The 16,963-nt window shown below is 66.2% G+C and carries 13 protein-coding genes; 6 read left to right on the top strand and 7 right to left on the bottom strand.

The features are described 5' to 3' along the window. Nucleotides 1-3: 3 nt before the first annotated feature. Nucleotides 4-1,053 carry a MerR family transcriptional regulator gene (locus tag B9C43_RS37510; RefSeq protein WP_084431951.1) on the bottom strand — a complete coding sequence of 350 codons (1,050 nt, stop codon included), beginning with the start codon at nucleotides 1,051-1,053 and terminating at the stop codon, nucleotides 4-6. A gap of 125 nt (nucleotides 1,054-1,178) precedes the next feature. On the opposite strand from B9C43_RS37510, the gene B9C43_RS37505 reads away from it, so the two are divergent. Then, complete coding sequence (locus B9C43_RS37505) at nucleotides 1,179-2,060, top strand: SAM-dependent methyltransferase (RefSeq protein ID WP_327224196.1); 882 nt, start codon at nucleotides 1,179-1,181, stop codon at nucleotides 2,058-2,060. A gap of 4 nt (nucleotides 2,061-2,064) precedes the next feature. On the opposite strand, the gene B9C43_RS37500 is transcribed toward B9C43_RS37505, so the two are convergent. From B9C43_RS37500 to B9C43_RS37480, 5 genes are all read right to left on the bottom strand, one after another. Next, nucleotides 2,065-2,775 carry a hypothetical protein gene (locus B9C43_RS37500; RefSeq protein WP_143446874.1) on the bottom strand — a complete coding sequence of 237 codons (711 nt, stop codon included), beginning with the start codon at nucleotides 2,773-2,775 and terminating at the stop codon, nucleotides 2,065-2,067. Nucleotides 2,776-2,929: 154 nt separating this feature from the next. Further along, nucleotides 2,930-3,718: a hypothetical protein gene (locus tag B9C43_RS37495; RefSeq protein ID WP_084431621.1), complete on the bottom strand. Its 789-nt coding sequence runs from the start codon at nucleotides 3,716-3,718 to the stop codon at nucleotides 2,930-2,932. Between the two features lie 176 nt (nucleotides 3,719-3,894). After that, the gene (locus tag B9C43_RS37490) at nucleotides 3,895-4,392 is read right to left on the bottom strand and encodes a GNAT family N-acetyltransferase (RefSeq protein WP_084431946.1); all 498 of its coding nucleotides are present in this window, start codon (nucleotides 4,390-4,392) and stop codon (nucleotides 3,895-3,897) included. 114 nt (nucleotides 4,393-4,506) lie between these two features. Then, on the bottom strand, nucleotides 4,507-5,391 hold the full coding sequence (locus tag B9C43_RS37485) for a hypothetical protein (protein WP_084431620.1): 885 nt from the start codon (nucleotides 5,389-5,391) through the stop codon (nucleotides 4,507-4,509). A 208-nt stretch (nucleotides 5,392-5,599) separates the two neighbouring features. After that, nucleotides 5,600-6,808: a discoidin domain-containing protein gene (locus B9C43_RS37480; protein WP_084431943.1), complete on the bottom strand. Its 1,209-nt coding sequence runs from the start codon at nucleotides 6,806-6,808 to the stop codon at nucleotides 5,600-5,602. 178 nt (nucleotides 6,809-6,986) lie between these two features. Here B9C43_RS37480 and B9C43_RS37475 point away from each other — a divergent pair, with 178 nt between their 5' ends. Then, nucleotides 6,987-8,318, top strand: coding sequence for a right-handed parallel beta-helix repeat-containing protein (locus B9C43_RS37475; protein WP_235039075.1), 1,332 nt, complete (start codon nucleotides 6,987-6,989; stop codon nucleotides 8,316-8,318). Nucleotides 8,319-8,369: 51 nt separating this feature from the next. Here the strand turns inward: B9C43_RS37475 and B9C43_RS37470 are convergent, their stop codons facing one another. Next, on the bottom strand, nucleotides 8,370-8,618 hold the full coding sequence (locus tag B9C43_RS37470) for a hypothetical protein (RefSeq protein ID WP_033392982.1): 249 nt from the start codon (nucleotides 8,616-8,618) through the stop codon (nucleotides 8,370-8,372). A gap of 151 nt (nucleotides 8,619-8,769) precedes the next feature. Here B9C43_RS37470 and B9C43_RS37465 point away from each other — a divergent pair, with 151 nt between their 5' ends. The 4 genes from B9C43_RS37465 (at nucleotide 8,770) to B9C43_RS37450 (ending at nucleotide 16,872) form a co-directional block, all read left to right on the top strand. Further along, on the top strand, nucleotides 8,770-9,567 hold the full coding sequence (locus B9C43_RS37465; protein WP_084431619.1) for an FHA domain-containing protein: 798 nt from the start codon (nucleotides 8,770-8,772) through the stop codon (nucleotides 9,565-9,567). A 5-nt stretch (nucleotides 9,568-9,572) separates the two neighbouring features. Next, nucleotides 9,573-10,934: a protein kinase domain-containing protein gene (locus tag B9C43_RS37460; protein ID WP_084431617.1), complete on the top strand. Its 1,362-nt coding sequence runs from the start codon at nucleotides 9,573-9,575 to the stop codon at nucleotides 10,932-10,934. 111 nt (nucleotides 10,935-11,045) lie between these two features. Continuing rightward, complete coding sequence (locus tag B9C43_RS37455; RefSeq protein ID WP_084431615.1) at nucleotides 11,046-12,233, top strand: CHAP domain-containing protein; 1,188 nt, start codon at nucleotides 11,046-11,048, stop codon at nucleotides 12,231-12,233. A gap of 151 nt (nucleotides 12,234-12,384) precedes the next feature. Continuing rightward, complete coding sequence (locus B9C43_RS37450; RefSeq protein WP_084431613.1) at nucleotides 12,385-16,872, top strand: nSTAND1 domain-containing NTPase; 4,488 nt, start codon at nucleotides 12,385-12,387, stop codon at nucleotides 16,870-16,872. Nucleotides 16,873-16,963 lie beyond the last annotated feature (91 nt).

The following is a 16,963-nucleotide window of genomic DNA, read 5'->3' as shown; positions in this document are numbered from 1 at the left end:
TCCTCACCGGCGAGCCCGTGAAACTGGGCCGGTGTTCCTGCCCGGTTGCCGAGGCGCCGCGCGCATGGCGTCGGCGATCCAGGCATAGGGGATGCAGTCGTGGTTCTCTTCTGTCGCGGTCCCGTTGATCAGCGCCACCAGGGACAGATACCGGCCGTGGGTGTCGTCGTAGCCGGGGCCTTCGGAGGTGGCTTCCTCTTCAGCGATCTGGCGCAGGATGTCAGGAATCTGCTGGTATCCGTCGGCCATCCGGTTACGGACTTCGGGGGTGAGCAGTGTGCCGGACAACGCGGTGGCCGCTTCCATGAAACGTGTGACGGCCTGCTGGGCCCAAGGCGACCGCGGGGACTCTCCGGCACGGTACGCGGCGAGCAGCTCCTCTACGAGCGCGGCACCGCTCACGTGCATGAAGTCCTGGAACGGCTCGGTCGCCAGAACCCGGGTCTCCGGTGCGGAGTAGGCGTCGCGCAGGTAGGTGCGGACCGCGTCGCGGAACACCGCGTCCGACACCAGGTCGGCCAGCTCGATCCAGGCCTCGAGCTGGGCGGCCGTGGGGTCCGCGGGCAGGACCGGGCGCATCGTCCGCAACCGGTCGACGAAGCCCTCGGGGACCTCCAGATCCTCGCCGACGTCGTTCCAGAAGTCGTCGATGGTCTGTTCACGTTGCTCGTCGGTCATCGAGACGAGCTTGTGCATCAGGTCGGCCTGAACGGTCGTGCCACCCTGTTTGATCAGTGCCCTGAGCACCGCCCGCCTGGCCCGCAGGGTGCGCTCCTGACGTTCGACGATCTCCAGGTGCGTGGTGAGCAGGTCGTGCAGGGTCGTGCCGCCTTCGAGCAGGCGGCGGATCTCGTCCAGGTCGGTGTCCAGCTCGCGCAGGGTGCGGACGAGTTCCAGCCGGGCGATGGCATGGATGTCGTACATCCGGTGGCCAGCCTCGTTCAGGCCCGTGGGTTCGATGAGCCCGGTGTCGGCGTAGAACCGCACGGCGCTCACGCTCAGGCCGCTGCGGCGCGCGGCGTCTCCGATGGGGTAGAGCTCATGGTCGTTCATGGTGGCCACTGTGATGCCTCAAGCAGGTTGAGGCGCAAGTCGATTACCGCTGACGCTCGTCTCCGGTGCACGGCTCAATGTCGCGCAGCCAAGTGCGTGACCCGGTGTGGTAGGTAGGCAGTAAGGTGGTCCGGATCAAATCGGGCTACGAAACGGCAGGTGTGTCCGGGATGGCGGGAGTCAACGAGCTCGACCTGGCTGGCGAGGTCGATCCGACCAGACCGAGCATCGCCCGCGTCTACGACGCGTTCCTGGGCGGCAAGGACAACTTCGAGGTCGATCGCGAGGTGTGCCGCCGCGCGATCGAGATCGATCCGGACGCGCCGGTCGCGGCGAGGGACCTGCGCAGCTGGTTGATCCGCGTGGTCCGGTTCCTGGTTGGCCAGGCCGGGATCGATCAGTTCCTGGACTGCGGTTCCGGGTTGCCCACGGCGGAGAACGTCCACCAAGCCGCCCAACGGCTTTCCTCGGACGTCACGGTCGTCTACGTGGACAACGACCCGGTCGTCGCCGCGCACGGGCGAGCGCTGCTGGAGGAGAACCCACAGACCCATTTCGTCTTCGCGGATTTGCGCCGGCCAGCCGACGTGCTGGCGAATCCGGTAGTGCGCAAGTACATCGACTTCACCCGGCCGGTCGCGCTGATGCAGTGCGCGACGATCCACCACGTGCTCGACGAGGAGGGGCCGGCCGAGATCATGGCCGCGTACATCGACGCGTTGCCGCCGGATTCCTACGTCGCACTGAGTCATTTCCTCGACCCGGGCGAGGGAAGTGAGCACCGCGACCTGGCACGTCAGCTGGAGATGAATCTGCGCCAGTCCGTAGGCTCAGGAGAGTGCCGGACGCACGAGGAAATCCTGTCTTTCCTCGACGGCTTGGAGCTGGTGCAACCCGGACTGGTGCCGGTGATGGACTGGTGGCCCGACGGCCCCACGCTCAAGCCTGTCGCCGCGGTGCAGCGGCTCGTAGTCGGTGCGGTAGCGAGAAAACCCGCTCCGCACTGACAGTCTACTCAGGACAGACGCGTCCTCGCCTTGAGCATCGTCTGCTGGCACCGGAGCGTGGTCGGCGACGCCGGCGTAGTACCCAACCGCCGGGACCTGATACCGGAGGGGTGCGCTGGTCGAGGACGGTGAGATCCGGTCGACGTCGCCGGGCCTGCGTGACGATGTCCTCGACGGACGCGGTCAACCACAGCAGGTGGATGGTGGCCTGCGGTGGATCGCCGAACGCCAGGAAGTCCCACGGCACCAGTGCTGGTCCGGTGTCGGCGGGTTCTACGTCGGTGTGGTCGAGGGTGTACACACGAACTGGACTGGCGTCTCGCCACGGCACGAGGCGCGGAGTGGACCACCAGGTCGCCGACTCGTAGATCCACACGCCCTCGGTGTCCATCGCCAGCACCCGCCGGCGCAACGCGGCGTTGCCGGGACGGATCCAGGCCAGCACCGCGACGGTCCCGGGCAGGCCCAGCCATAAGACCAGGGTGAACAGCGAGATCAGCAGTGAGCCGAGACCGTCCACGGACCGGAACATCGGGGTAATCCACCACGGGGTGGTGGGCACCAGGAACACCAGCCAGCCCAGGCTGGCGATCAACAACACGCCGCTGAGCAAGCCACCGATCCGCAGCCGCCACCGAACCACGAACGTCCCGCGCCGGGCCGGACCGCGCACCACAGCGCCCACCGCCCGCCGCCGTCTCCCCTGCTGCGTCACGCTTCACAGCATCTACGGCACCACCGGGACCGGTCCTGGATTCGGAAACAACCGACCCATCCGAGTAGCCGGCCACGTGATCAACGCTGCGCGGATCAGGGGCCATGCGCGTGCCGCTGCTCTCCTCCGAGAAGTCGTTCTGGCACAAGCGGTTTCATTTCGGCTTGCCGACGGTGCCACCGGTCAGCTGTTCCAGATGCTTGACGATCCGGTATCCCAGACTGCCTGCCATGTTCTCGTACATCGTGGCGGACCAGCTTGTGCGGTTGTTGTAGAGCACGGCGAAATCGGAGTACTCCGCGTCGGCAGTGAACGAGCACAACAAAGCCACCTGGTGCAGATCCACAACGAAGGCGTCCGCCTCGATACGGCTGTAGAACTCTTTTCTGGTGGGTTCGTCGATGCGTTGCGGCGGGGTGTACTCGATCGTGCGCAGGACAAGCGCGTATCGGGTGTCGAGTCCGATGTCCAGTTTGGTCCGCAGCTTGCGGTCGTCATCCTCGTTCCACGTCGCCGCAGGTGGGAGGAGCTCGATCTGATTGTCGCCGAGTGGGCCGTGTGGTCCGGTCCAGCGCAATGCCTCGATCAGTTGGGTCGGGTCATACTCGAAGGCGTCCATGTACTTGACCTGGGTGTCCGGGTCTGTGAGAGCCCGTTCCGAGATGATCTCGACGTTGTTCGTGCTCTGCCCGGTCCGAACGTCGTATTCGGTCGTGTACATGAACTTGGGGTTCAACGGGGCAGGCACGGCACAGGACGCCGAGCCGACCCTCGCCGCCGGCAGCAGGGACTTGACCTGGAGCAGTTTGCGCCGGACCTCCTCGAACTGAGGCTGGTAGGCGCGCAACGTGTCTGCCTGGGATACCGCTGGGACATCCGGCCCACATCCCGTCACTACGACCCACGACGCCAGCGCTAGCAGGATGCGTTTCAGTGCGCGCACATGACCGATGGTCTCATGTGCCCCCGTCGGCTAGTGAATGCCAGATGGGCGCTCCGGCATCGCGACAAGCCTCCGTGGCCGAGGAAGCTGCGCCGCCCTGTTTGCCGGTGGCCGCAGGCCGGACAGGTCAGTGTGTGACCGCCAAATGTCCGGACCAATCTGGCGGATTCGAGGAATCACACCTCGACATGCTGCTGATTCGGCCCGCCCGGCTGGCGCAGCTCGATCTGCAGAAGATGTGGTGACGCCGCGAACCCGTGTCGCTCGTAGGCCGGCACAGCGCGTTTTGACGAATGCACGGTGACCCGCTCCAACCCCAATTCCGTTGCCACACGCAGGGTCGCGTCGATCAGCAGGCCGCCGAGCCCGCCGTTGCGGGCCTCTGGCACCACATACACGCACTGGACGTCACCGGAATCCCGGGTGAATACCCGAGGACTCGGCACGCGTGCGGTGATTGCGAGAAACGCCATCCCGATCACCTGGTTCCCGCGCGCCACGACCAGGCACCGGTGTGTGGCCGCATGCTCCCGTGCCCACACGGCGAACTTCCGCACGTACTCCTCGCGGCCCGCTCCCGGCAAGCCGTCTCGTTCGGTCACCCAGCGCCACCGCAGCCCGGCGATGGCTTCGAATTCGTCAGGACGGGCGGGGCGAATCTCGATCCTGGTCATACCCCTCATCTTGGCCTTCCAGGCCACCTCGTTGGCTGGCGACGACGGCGCGTCGCCGGGAAGAGCGCGCATGGGTTCTGGTCCGCCGGGGAAAGACAGGCGCGATCCCGGGAATTACGAAGAATATTTAATGTAGACGTATCCGATGTGCCACCAGATTGCCGCGTTAATCAATACCCCGGCGCCCGCCAGGATCATCAACAGGACCGGCGGCACAAAGGCGGCCATGGCGGCTGTTGCCAGCAGGCCGACCCACTCAGGCCACCAGCCGCCACCAAGGACGGAGAGTTCGATCTCGGCATCGGACCACGTGTCGATGACCGCGGTGACGGTGGCAGCGCCAATGAGTACCACTAGGGCGACGCCGAGCGGGCCCAGTTCCGCCGCGACGAACAAATCCTTGAGAAAGGTGGGCGCCAGATCGGTACCCAATTGGTAGACCGCCCCACCACAGACAGCCGCCGCGATCAGCGAGGCCAGCGCAAATCTGCCAAGCCGGGACCGCCTGGACGAGCCAGGGGTGGGCACCAGCATGGGGACCAGCGCGACCGCAGCCAGTGCAACTCCCCACCACGGCTGCGGCTGGCCTTGCCGAACGTCTTCTGATGACTCACTGAAACTCGCTGTCACCAGCAAGGCCGCACCGACTGCGAGAGCCGTCAGCACGATCGTTCTTAAAGGGTGGATGCGATCCATATGCCAGTTAGAAGTTAGGACAGCCACCAGTAACACGAGGCTGGCGCTGGCAATCTCCGGGTACTCTGGAACAACGTAGGCGCCGAAAGTACTGGCATATACAGCAATCAATGGAAGATTGACAACCACTTGCGATATGACCACTCGGGTGACTTCGTAGCCGGGATATTCGTACGGCGACTCAGGGATCAGGATTACCAGAAGCGCAATGGCAACAGCGATTCCGGCGGCGATCGCCAAATTTGAGCCAGCGAGTGCAGAAGCCGCCGCGAAAGCGAGCGCCAAGCCACCTGCCAATCTCATCGGCAATCCCTCCGGTCCCTTGTGACGGACGTGCGTGAAGCTTCGACGCGAACCCACTGGCTGGCCATCAGGATCTTCCTTTTCCCACGGCGAGCAGCGCCCAGTCTGGATCAACCCGCACGTCAAAGGACCACAGGGTGCCCGGCTGCGCACCGGCGACACCGGGCACCTGCTCGACACCATCTCATTGATCGTTCCCCGAAGGAGCTCAGGAGTAGACGCGCACCCAGTCGACTTCGTAGACCGCGGGGCGCAGGCCGCTGCTGCCGGTGAAGTTGTCGAGCTGGATGTTCAGATGGCCCGAGGGCATGTCCTGGATGTTTCCCCGGTCGGCGTTGGCGCCGCCGGACAGCCGGAACCACTCCACGCCGTCGACGTAGCCGACCAGACCGGCCGATGTCCACTCGAACGCGAAGTTGTGCCACTGGGTCATGTCGACCGGACAGAGCTCACGCCGCTCCTTCTTGTCCGACGGGCTCTTCGGGTAGTGCAGGAAAGCCTGCAGGCACTGCGCGTCGGGATTCGAGTACTCCACCCAGTCGTACTCACCGTCCACCAGCCGCTTGCCGGACGTCGGCCAGATCAGGTGCAGCGGGTGGTACAGGCCACCGGAGGCGCCGACGTTGCGCGAGCGGGACCGGATCTCCCACCGGCCGTACCGGCGTTCCAGGCGCTGCTCCAGCCAGCCGGTGTCGCCGTTGGCCTCCCCGCGCATCGTCATGATGCCGTTCGCGACCGTGCTGTTCTTCGCACACCGGCGGCCGTTTTCGCTGTGTCCTTTCCAGCACCCTGCCGTGCCGCCCTCGTTGCCTTTGGGCACGTCCCACTTCGCTGGGTCCACTGGGCCGGTGTAGTCGAACTCGTCGGAGATCGGCATCGGCGTGCCCCACCCGTACCGCACGGCGGCCTGGGTCTGATCGCCCGGCGGCTGCGAGGAGGCGCCGTAGACGGTTGTCTCGGTGATGCTGGTCCAGTTGTTGGCGGTGTTGCCGTGGCCGACGATGCGGAGGTATCGGCCGGAGTTGTCGGGGAAGTCGAAGTTCTGCGGCTGAAGTGTTGTGCCGCTGCTGGTTTTCCTTGTCAGTACAGGGGTCCACGACGACGCGTCGGTGGACAGCTGTACGTCGAAGGTGTCGCGTCTGGTGTCTCCTTTGTGCCAGGCGATGGAAACCGAGCCAATGGTTTGCGGTGTGCCGAGGTCGTATTGGATCCAGACGCCGTCGCCTTCGGCCGACCAGCGGGTGTTGAGGTTGTTGTCGAGGGTGTTGGCTGCGATGTTGCCGTCATCGCCGCTGGCGGACACCGCCGTGACCTTGAGCGGTGGATCCGCCGCCACTGCCACCGCGTCGGAGACTCCCGCCAGTCCCGCCGCCAGCACCACGGCCAGAACCGCGGAACAAACTCGCTGTAGATGCATGTCCAGCACTGTGGCGTTGCGGGTGGGGACCGGTCCCCGGATTCCTGTACCCGCAGGCAGATCGTGGTCGTCGCCGATCGGAGATCGCTCGGGACCGGTCCCCTTCGCGGCTTCCTACCTTGCCCAGTCGAGTCGTTCGCATCGGGAGCAACTTGCTGATGGAGAGGAAGCATCAACGGTGAAAAGAATCGTGACGGCCTTGCTTGGCACGGCCGCGATGCTCGGGACGATGGTGGTGTCAGGCCCGTTGGCCACGGCAGGCTCTGCGCCAGCCGATGACCTCCCGTACGGCACTGACGGCACGGGCAACCCCACGACCGAGGACTGCACGGTAAGCACCAATGCCAACCCACAGAAGGCCGTCGACCGCGCCTCCGCCGGGGACGTCATCTGCGTCAAGCCAGGCGACTACTCCGGCTCGACGTTGACCGTCGGCAAGGCGATCACAGTGCGCGCCAACGGCGTGGTCAAGCTGAAGAACATCGTGATCAGCGGCAGCAACGCGACCATCGACGGCTTCACGGTGGTCGGCGACGAACTAGACGACCCGTCGACGGGGATCAAGTTCTCCGGTACCGGGCATCGGATCGTCAACAACATGGTGAAGGGCAAGCACATCCATTACGCCATCGCGTGCGATTACGACACCTGCGCCAGCAACGTTCTGATCTATCGCAACACGGTGACACAGACCAACAACTTCGGCGTCTACCTCTGGGGTGGCTCGAACATCACGGTCGAGCGGAACAACATCTACGACATGTGGTCCGACGACGGAAACGACGACGTCGACGGCATGCGTGTCTGGGGCGTCGGGCACACCATCCGCAACAACTACATCCACGATCTGAACGTCAACAAGGGCGAGGGTGAACCGCACGCCGACTGCATTCAGAACTACCAGCACAGCAGCCGGACCACGGTGTCGTACAACGTCACGGTGGAGAACAACTACTGCATCCGAGTCTCCGGACAGTGCCTGATCATGCAGAACGGGCATCGGCCGACCTCCGACATCCGTGACTACACCTACCGCGGCAACGTCTGCGAATCCTTCGGCAGTCAGAACATCGAACTCGGCAGCATCACCGGTGTCACTATCGAGAACAACATCCTGTGCGGCGGCGTCGACGGCCACGTGCTCACCTTCCACAGCACCGTCGGCGGTTTGAAGACCACGAAAATCAAGATGCGCAACAACATCCTCGTCACCGCGGGAGGTTCCGTCTACGCCAGCGGCAGCAAGGACGCGTTGATCGACGACACCGGCAACCTGGAGCTGACCGATCCCTCGGTGGCGACCGACTGGAAGGAGTTCGAGGGCAACCCCCACGCTCCGGTGCCTGCGATCAACCCTGCCGACTTCACCGAATTCCGGGCCCGAGCACAAAAAGTCGACGTCATCGACAACGGCTCCACTCCCCATAGCCCGAACTTCACCAAGGACGTCGACGGCGCGGCGCGCGTCCAAGGCGCGGCCATCGACATCGGCCCGTTCGAGTTCGGTTGATCCGCTCGATGCTCTGGCCGCGGAAGGGGATAGCAACTGGAGACAGGGTCGTCAACTCCGGTTGCCTTTCTCCATGCGGCGAAGTTCCCGTGCGCTGCGGAAGAGCCAAATCGCGCTGGCCGTGGCGAGCACTCCGAAGAGCAGCAGCCACCACCCGGAGTGCATGTCGCCCGACACCAGGGAACTGATACCGACGAACAGCAAGCTGGCAGCCCCGAACACCGCGATGGCTCCCCTCCAGGTGAAGGGTAGTCGGTTGTCGAGGTACTTCAGGGTTTCGTACTTCCTCGTTTTGTTCATGGGTGTTGGTTAGCCGGAATCGGTCAAGATATTCCGGGCGGTTCCTGCCTGGGGTAGCCGCAGTCCACAGCTGGCCGGACCGGCGATTGAGACCAGTCCCAAAACGCTCCCGCTACTGTGCGGTCGTCCGGTGAGTGCAAGGGAGTGTGGAGTGGCGAGCCAGGAGTTCAAGCCGCAGATCCTGCCGGGTTCCACCCGGAGTCTGGCGAGCGGGGTTCCGCCTGCGCCGCCGGGCACGATCTTCGCGCTGGCCGTCGACGGCGGGTTCGCTGTTCCGCCGCGGAAGTTCACGCTCCATTTCGGTCGCGGCAAGGAAGACGTTCACGTGCCGATCGGTATCAACGATCCGTATGTCAGCCGGCTGCACGGTGTGCTGGTGTGTGACGGCCGGGAGTGGTGGATCCGCAACAAGGGCAAGTTGCCGATCCAGTTGCCGGACGGGGCGATGCTGTTGTCCGGCAACGAACTGCTGATCGAACCCGGCTACACCCCGATGTTCATCGGTTCGTCGAAGCGCCGGTCACATCTGCTGGAGGTGCACGTGGTGGGTTCCCGCACCGCCGGCGCCGACGTCGAGCACCACAGCCGGACGAAAGCACCGGACGTCTACGACCTGAGTCTGGTGGAGCGGCTGGTGTTGACCGCCCTCGCCCAGCGGTACCTGCGTCAGGAGCGCTATCCGCAACCGGTGTCGTGGAACCAGGTGGCCGACGACCTCAACCGGTTGCCGGACGGCAGGCATTGGACTCCGAAAATCGCGGCGCACACTGTCGGCGCGGTGCGCGAGCGGCTGGCCGAGGGGCCCGATGCGATTCCCGGCATCCGGCGTGAGGACGGCGTCGGCGAACCGGTGGGCAACACGTTGAACCACAACCTGATTCAGGCGTTACTGCGCAGCACGACGCTGATGCCGTCGGATCTGCACCTGCTCGGCGAGGACCCGGATTAGAACCGATGACGGCCACCGTCACGTTACGGCTCATCAAGGGACAGCTCGACCGCACCGAGTACGTGTTCGACGAGCGGACGACCTGCATTCTCGGCCGCGCCGACGACTGTGTTCCTCGGCTGCCCAGCGACGAATCCCATCGCACCGTTTCCCGGCACCACTGTCTGCTGGACATCAACCCGCCCGATGTGCGCGTCCGTGATCTCGGCAGCCTCAACGGCACGTTCGTCAACGGGGAGAAAATCGGCCAGCGGGAGGCGCGCCAGACACCGGAGGAAGGCGCGACGGTGTCCTTTCCGGAACACGACCTGACCGACGGCGACGAGATCCGGCTCGGCCAGACGGTTTTCCGGGTGGACATCCGTCTTCCCGCCGGTTACCGCACCCTGTCACTGTCCCGGTGCGCGAAATGCGACGGGGAGGTGCGCGGTGAACCCGGCGACCGGTCCGGCGTGTACGTCTGCGCCGACTGCCAGGCCGAGCCGGGTGCTGCGGCAAGGCGTCTGGTGGAACTCGCGCACAGTGGACACCACGAGCTCACGCCCGTCGCCGGGTACACACTGCTACGCGAACTCGGCCGCGGCGGGATGGGTGCGGTGTACCTCGCCCGCGACGAACACACCGGCCAGGAAGTGGCGTTGAAGGTGATGCTGCCCAGGGTCGCGGCAAGCCCGGTCGCCCGCGCGCGGTTCTTGCGTGAGGTGGAGCTCAGCCGGGCGCTGCGGCATCCCAACATCGCCGCGCTGCACGACGTCGGCTTCGCGGACGGCACGTTCTACTTCACCACCGAGTACTGCGCCGGCGGCAGCCTGGACCAACTCCTGGCGCGCAGGGGTGGCCCGCTCGACGTCGCCGAGGCTGTGCGGCTGGCCTGCCAGGCCCTGGCGGGTGTTGCATTCGCGCACGGCGAGGGCGTGGTGCACCGCGATCTGACTCCCCACAACATTCTGCTGGGCAAGACCGACGGCTCGCTGGTGGCCAAGGTCGGCGATTTCGGCCTCGCCAAGGCTTTCGACCACGCCGGGCTCAGCGGCCTGACCCGGACCGGCGCGACGGCGGGCAAGCCCTTCTACGTCCCCCGTCAGCAAGTGGTCAACTTCCGGAACGTCTCGCCCGCGGTGGACGTCTGGGCACTCGCCGCGTGCCTCTACCATGCGCTGACCGGCGCGTACCCGCGGGATTTCCCGCGTGGCAAGGATCCTTGGCGGCTTGTCCTGCAGGCCGAGCCGGTGCCGATCCGGCAGCGGGATCCGGCCATCCCGGTGGCCGTCGCCGAGGTGATCGACGAGGCACTGCGCGAAAACCCGGGAAGCGCCTTCCACACCGCCGACGAGCTACGCGAAGCGCTGCTCGCGCATTCCTGCTGACGTCCTTTTTGGGACAGGTCCCAAAATCGCGTCTGTACGTTGCGAATCAACGGCTTGTCAGTGGCAAGCACGACACTTTGGTTCCACGACATTCGGTAAGGAGCCGACCACATGAATGGGTGGCTTAAAAATCGATATATCCGGGCGGCGCTCTCCGCGTCCGCGCTGGCTGTTGGTATTTCGTTTCTGGCCCCGGCGGGCGTAGCCCTTGCCGCGTCGACGCAAAAGGGCTCGTCTCAGTCGAGCGTTTCGGCCAAGAAAAAGCAGACCGATGCCAGGGCCAAGCAGAAGACGACCCCTGGCGGCGGAGCACCGAGCAAGCCGGCACCGGCACCCAAACCCAAGCCGAAGCAGCGTAAGGACAAGCCGGTGGACCGCGGCGCGCACAAGGCAACGCCGCAGAAGCGCACGCCCGCTGGGCAGTCGTCGCAGGACCGTGCGAAGGACAACGACAACAAGAACAGGGACAAGAGGGACAGCAAGAGCAAAGACAGCAAGAGCATCAGCCGTCAGACCGCACCGGTGTCCACACCCGGCACCGGCCCACAACCGGCGCCGGCGGGAGTCGTCATCGGCGCGAGCAACGTGCTCAAGTCGCTGACCGGGCAACGCCCGAAGCCGCCGAACCAGGCTGCTCCGCCCGTACAGCAGCGGGAAACCCGGTGCGACGCGGGAGGCTGCCTGGTCGTCCAGCCGGCGCCGAAACCCGCGAAGCCCAAGCCTCGAGCCGGAATTCGGGCACTGGACAACGACAAGGTCGTCGACAAGGCCAGGGAGGAACTCCGCGCCTGGCAGGAGGGCAATCCGAGTACCAACTACGGTCCGGACGGAAGCACCAAGTACGGCCGGTGGTACGGGTCGCAGGACCCCACTGTCGACTGGTGCGCCAGGTTTGTCTCCTGGGTGTACGCCCAGGCTGGGATCCCGCTACCGGACATGCAGCAGGACATGTGGGACAAGCACGACACCGGATTCCAATACGTGCCGGCCGGTGAAAAGTGGGCGCAGAAGCACGGAATGTGGCGCGACGGAACCGCCGGAATCCAGCCAGGCGATATCGTCACGTTCGACTGGCCGAACGGCAACAACGAGTCCGATCACACCGGAATCGTGACCGAGGTGAACCTCGACGGCACCATCAAGACAATCGAGGGCAATTCCGGTAACCAGGTCGCCAGTGGCCAGTATCGGCGCGACGACCCGACGATCAACGGTTACATCCGGGTACCCACGAACACCAAGATGCCGGGTCACCTCAAGACCCGGCCCGGCGCCGCCCCATCGCGACCAAACTCCTAGCATCGCGCGGACGCGAAAGGCCACACCGATCACCGGTGTGGCCTTTCGCCGGTCAACCTCGGTAACCGGTGATGCCCTGGGGTTATCTACGCTGTGCCTGCTCGGCCGGACCGAACGTGGTGTCGGTTGATCCAATGGGGAGGCAACCAGGATGTCCGTGGGCCACCAGGCAGGCTGGCCGACCGCGCCACCGCCACATCACCCGCTCGGACCGGCCGATCCGGCCGCGGTGGGGCCTTATCGCCTGGCGGCGGTGCTCGGTGCGGGCGGGATGGGACGGGTCTACTTAGGACACACACCGGCCGGTAGCGCGGTGGCGATCAAGGTGGTGCATCAGGAATATGCCGCCGATCCGTCCTTTCGCAGGCGCTTCGAGCACGAGGTGGCCTCGGCCAGACGTGTCCAGGGGCTCTACACCGCGCCGGTGGTCGACGCCGACGTCGAGGCAGCGGAGCCGTGGCTGGCCACCGCGTACGTCCCCGGCCCCTCACTGCAGTACGCGGTCACCGAACACGGGCCCTTACCCGTTGACGCCGCACTGGGACTGATCGCGCAGATAGCCGAGGCGCTGCAGGCCATCCACAGCGCCGAGGTGGTCCACCGCGACCTCAAGCCCTCCAACGTCATCCTCACCCCCGACGGCCCGAAAGTCATCGACTTCGGCATCGCCCGCGCCGCCGACCTCACCTCGATCACCGGCACCGACGCCCGGCCGGGCACACCCGCGTACATGGCACCCGAACACATCCTCGGCCACACCCTGACCCCTGCCGCGGACGTCTTCGCCCTTGGCGTACTCGCCAACTTCGCCGTCACCGGACAGCTGGCCTTCGGCGGCGGCAACGACCACGCTGTCACCTACCGCATCCTCGAACTGGACCCCGACCTCGATGGCTGCCCGGAACCCCTGCGCGGCATCGCCACGGCGTGTTTGGACAAGGACCCGAACCAGCGGCCCACACCCACCGAAGTCATCCAGTACTGCCGCCAGGGCACCACCGGCGGCGACACCACCCAACCCCCGCCGACCCGGCCCGACGTTGGCGAGACGTGTCCGTACCGGGGATTGGAACCGTTCTACGAGGAGCACGCCAAATGGTTCCGGGGCCGGGAGTCGATCACCGAGCGGTTGGCGGATCTCGTCGGCAGGCGACCGGTCGTGGTCGTGACCGGGCCCTCCGGTAGCGGCAAATCCTCGCTGGTGCGCGCCGGACTGATCCCGGCGGTACGGCCGCGTGGGATGGATGTCGCCGTGTTGCGCATGCTGTCCGGTGAGCCCCTGCTGACGTCGCTGGCGCGAGCGCTGCTGCCGGTGCTGGAACCGGAGCTGGGCGAGCAGGCTTTGCTGACCGAGGCGGAGTCGCTGGCGGCTCGGTTGTCCACATCGCACACACAGACCCTGCCTTGGCTGGCCGACCGGTTGCTTGCGAAGGCTGGACCGGGTGGCCTGCTCGTCTTCGTCGACCAGTTCGAGGAGACCAGTGCCGAGCGTCCGCACGAGGCTCGCGAGCTGTTCGAGCTGCTGGTGGACCTGGCCGGGGTGGCACAGCGGCATCGGGACGGGTCTCCTGCATTGGCCGTGGCCGTGACCCTGCGCCCCAGCGCGTTGGACGACCTGATCACCGACCGGACTGCCGATGCGGTGGCGGATGGCGTGGTGTTCGTGCCACCCATGACCCGCGCGCAGCTGACCGAGGCGATCAGCCGAGACGGCGTGGTGTTCGAGCCCGGGCTCGTCGAGCGGATCCTCGACGACGCGGGCACCGAACCAGGCACTCTGCCGCTGGTGGAATTCGCATTGGCGCGGCTGTGGGACAAACGCGACGCGGGCAGGCTCACCCATGAGGCCTACGACGAACTGGAGGGCGTGGCCGGGGCGCTGGCCGCGTTCGCCGAAGGGCTCTACCGGCGACTGACCACCGCAGAGCAGGCCGCCGCACGCAGGCTGCTGGTGGGCATGGCCCGGCCCGACGAGGACGGCAGGTTCCTCCGCCGCTCGCTTCGGCGCTCCGATGTGGACGTTGAACTGCTTCCGATGCTGGGCACGCTGTCCGCTGCCCGGCTGGTCGTGGTCGGCAGGAGCGCCGACGGCACGGAGATCGCCGAGCTGGCGCACCAGGCGCTGCTGGACCGGTGGCCCCGGCTGGGCCGCTGGCTGGCCGAGGAGCGGGATTTCCTTTCGTGGCGCGAACAGTTGCGCGCGGACATGACCCGGTGGCTGGCCGACAACCGGGACCCGGGCGGATTGCTCCGTGGGGCGGCGTTGGCCAGGGCTGAGGGCTGGCTCGCGGATGACGTCGATCTGTCCGGCGACGACCGGGAGTACATCCGGGCGAGCCGGACCCGGGAGCGACGCAGGCTGCGCGTGCTGCGCGGGGTGGTCGCCGTGATCTCGGTCTTGGCATTGGTGGCCAGCGGCCTCGCGGTGTGGGCCACGGCGGCCAACCAGGAGGCACAGCAGCAACTGCGGCTCGCGCACTCCAGGGCACTGGCTGAGGACTCGATGCGGTTCCGCGACATCGATCCCCGCATGGCGCTGCAACTCGCGCAGGCCGCATGGCACACAGCGTCGACCGCGGAGGCCTACGGTGCCCTGTTCACCCAGTACGTCGGCCTGCAGCCGGTCGACAAGGTATTCCAGAACCTGTGGCAGGACAACCTCGACCGGATCATGACCAGTCCTGACGGCTCGGCCGCCGTCATGGTCAACGACGGCGGCCTGCCGACCGAATGGGCCGGGCTGAGCGGCGACGACCCGCGACAAGGGCTGCGAGGACCTGCGCCGCATCAGTTGCCCGGCGGGACGTTCCAGCTCAGCCCGTCGGGAAAACTGCTCGGCTATGCCAATGGTGTCGGCACGGTCGTCCTGTGGGACCTCGAGCACCGCACCCCGGCAGTCATGCTGCGTGACACCACAGAAGCCACCCGGGTCGTCAAGTCGCTGGCGTTCTCCTCGGATGAGTCCCAATTGCTCATCCGGCGCACCCGCCGTGACGGGCAGAAACCGGAATTCGAGCTGTGGGACTTGGCGCATCGCAGAACCGTTCCCACCGCCGGAAATCTAGGTAGTGCGGACGGCGGCGCCCAGAGCGCGTTCCTTGGTGCCGCGCCGAACACGGTGGTGCTCGGCATGATCGACGGTGCCGTGAGGGTTTACGACCTCACCACCGGGCAGTTGGTGCGTTCGGTTCCCAAACCGGTTTCCCCGACTGGTCACGTCGCGCTCAACGGCGCGGTGGTGGTCCACTGCGACATCCGCTACGAGGCCCTGAAGGAGCAGGGCACCTTCCGGGTCCTCGACCTCGCCACGGGGGCGCTTCTGCGCAGCATCCCGGTGCCGACATGCCGTTCCTTCACACTGGACACCAGCACGAACTACGCGCTCGTCGCATCCAGCACCCTGGACACCGACTCCAACCGCCGACTCACGGTCGCCGACCTGCGCACCGGTGCCACCTATGGGCTGACCACTCCGAACCTGTCCGAGACGATCGACAGGATCGCCGTGTTCACCGGCGCCGACGGACTTCCGGTAGCACTGGTCGGGGACGGGAACCTGCTGTACCGCCAACGCGCGGCGGTGCTCGACCCTGGCAGCGTTCGCAAGACCACCACCAGCCCGCTGATCGACCCGCGACGAAACCTCGGCGTCAACTTCGAACCGTCCGGGGCGATCAAGCTGATCGACCTCAGGACCCAGGCCACCGTCGCCGCCACTGTGACCGGCAGCCCGATGTGTTGCAGCCGCCTCAGCCAACCGGTCACGTTCAGCCCCGACGGCAACCGGCTGCTCGCCGTGCACGGTGACACGCTGGTGGTCTACTCAATGCCTGCCCTGGCCGTCGAGGCCCGCATCGAACTCCCCGTGCCGCCAGGGCTCGGCGGACCGCCCAGCGAGGATGACGCCGAGGCAAAGCAATGGGCGAGCTCCCTCGGCATGCTGGAAAACGACCGGGTCACGGTCCTGCACGCGGGCATGATCACCCGGTGGAACCTGACCGACCGCACCCAGATCGGCACGCCGACGCAAGTGCGACCCGACGGCGACGCCCTTCGCCGCGCCGGCCACGGGGCCAGGTTGGAACCGCGTGCGCACCATCCGGCCGAAGCGGTCGTTGTCGAACCCAACGGCACCGTCGAAGTGTGGAACCTCGACGAGCACCGGATCACCGCCGTGCTCGACGAGGCGATCAGCGCCTTGGACTCGGTTCGCTTCGATCCCCAGGGCTCGGTGGCCGCGGTGCGCACCCCCAACGGCCACATCCAACTCTGGGACGTCGACAACGCGCGCAAGCGGAGCCGGCCGATCCCAGTCGGAAAGGGTGACGGCCTGCTCGGCTTCACCCCGAACGGCCACGTGATCACCGTCCATGGCGCATCCGATCGCAGAGAAGCCCAGATCTGGGACCACGAAAGCGGCAAGCTCCTGGCCGGCTTCACCGGACCGGACCAGACGTTCGCCATGGAACTGCAGAACAACCGGTTGACCATGTTCGGCCGGGAGGAAGACCGCTCAGTGGAATGGAACCCGACGCTGTGGCGGGACACGCTGTGCCGCCACAGCAACCGTGACTTCACCGACGACGAGCACACCCTGCTGGCTCAACTGGGCGCACCGGCCGAGCGACCGTGCGGCTGACGATCAACCCGTGGTCACGGCGTCCATGTTGCTGCGTAGCTTCGAGTACTCGCCAATTTGACGCCCACGGGCGAGGCATGAAGGACAGGAA

Origin of the sequence: Kibdelosporangium aridum (assembly GCF_900176515.1) — a bacterium.
GTDB classification, from domain to species: Bacteria; Actinomycetota; Actinomycetes; order Mycobacteriales; family Pseudonocardiaceae; genus Kibdelosporangium; species Kibdelosporangium aridum.
Note: the sequence above shows the minus strand (reverse complement) of the source record. Positions and strands in the feature narration are given on the sequence as shown.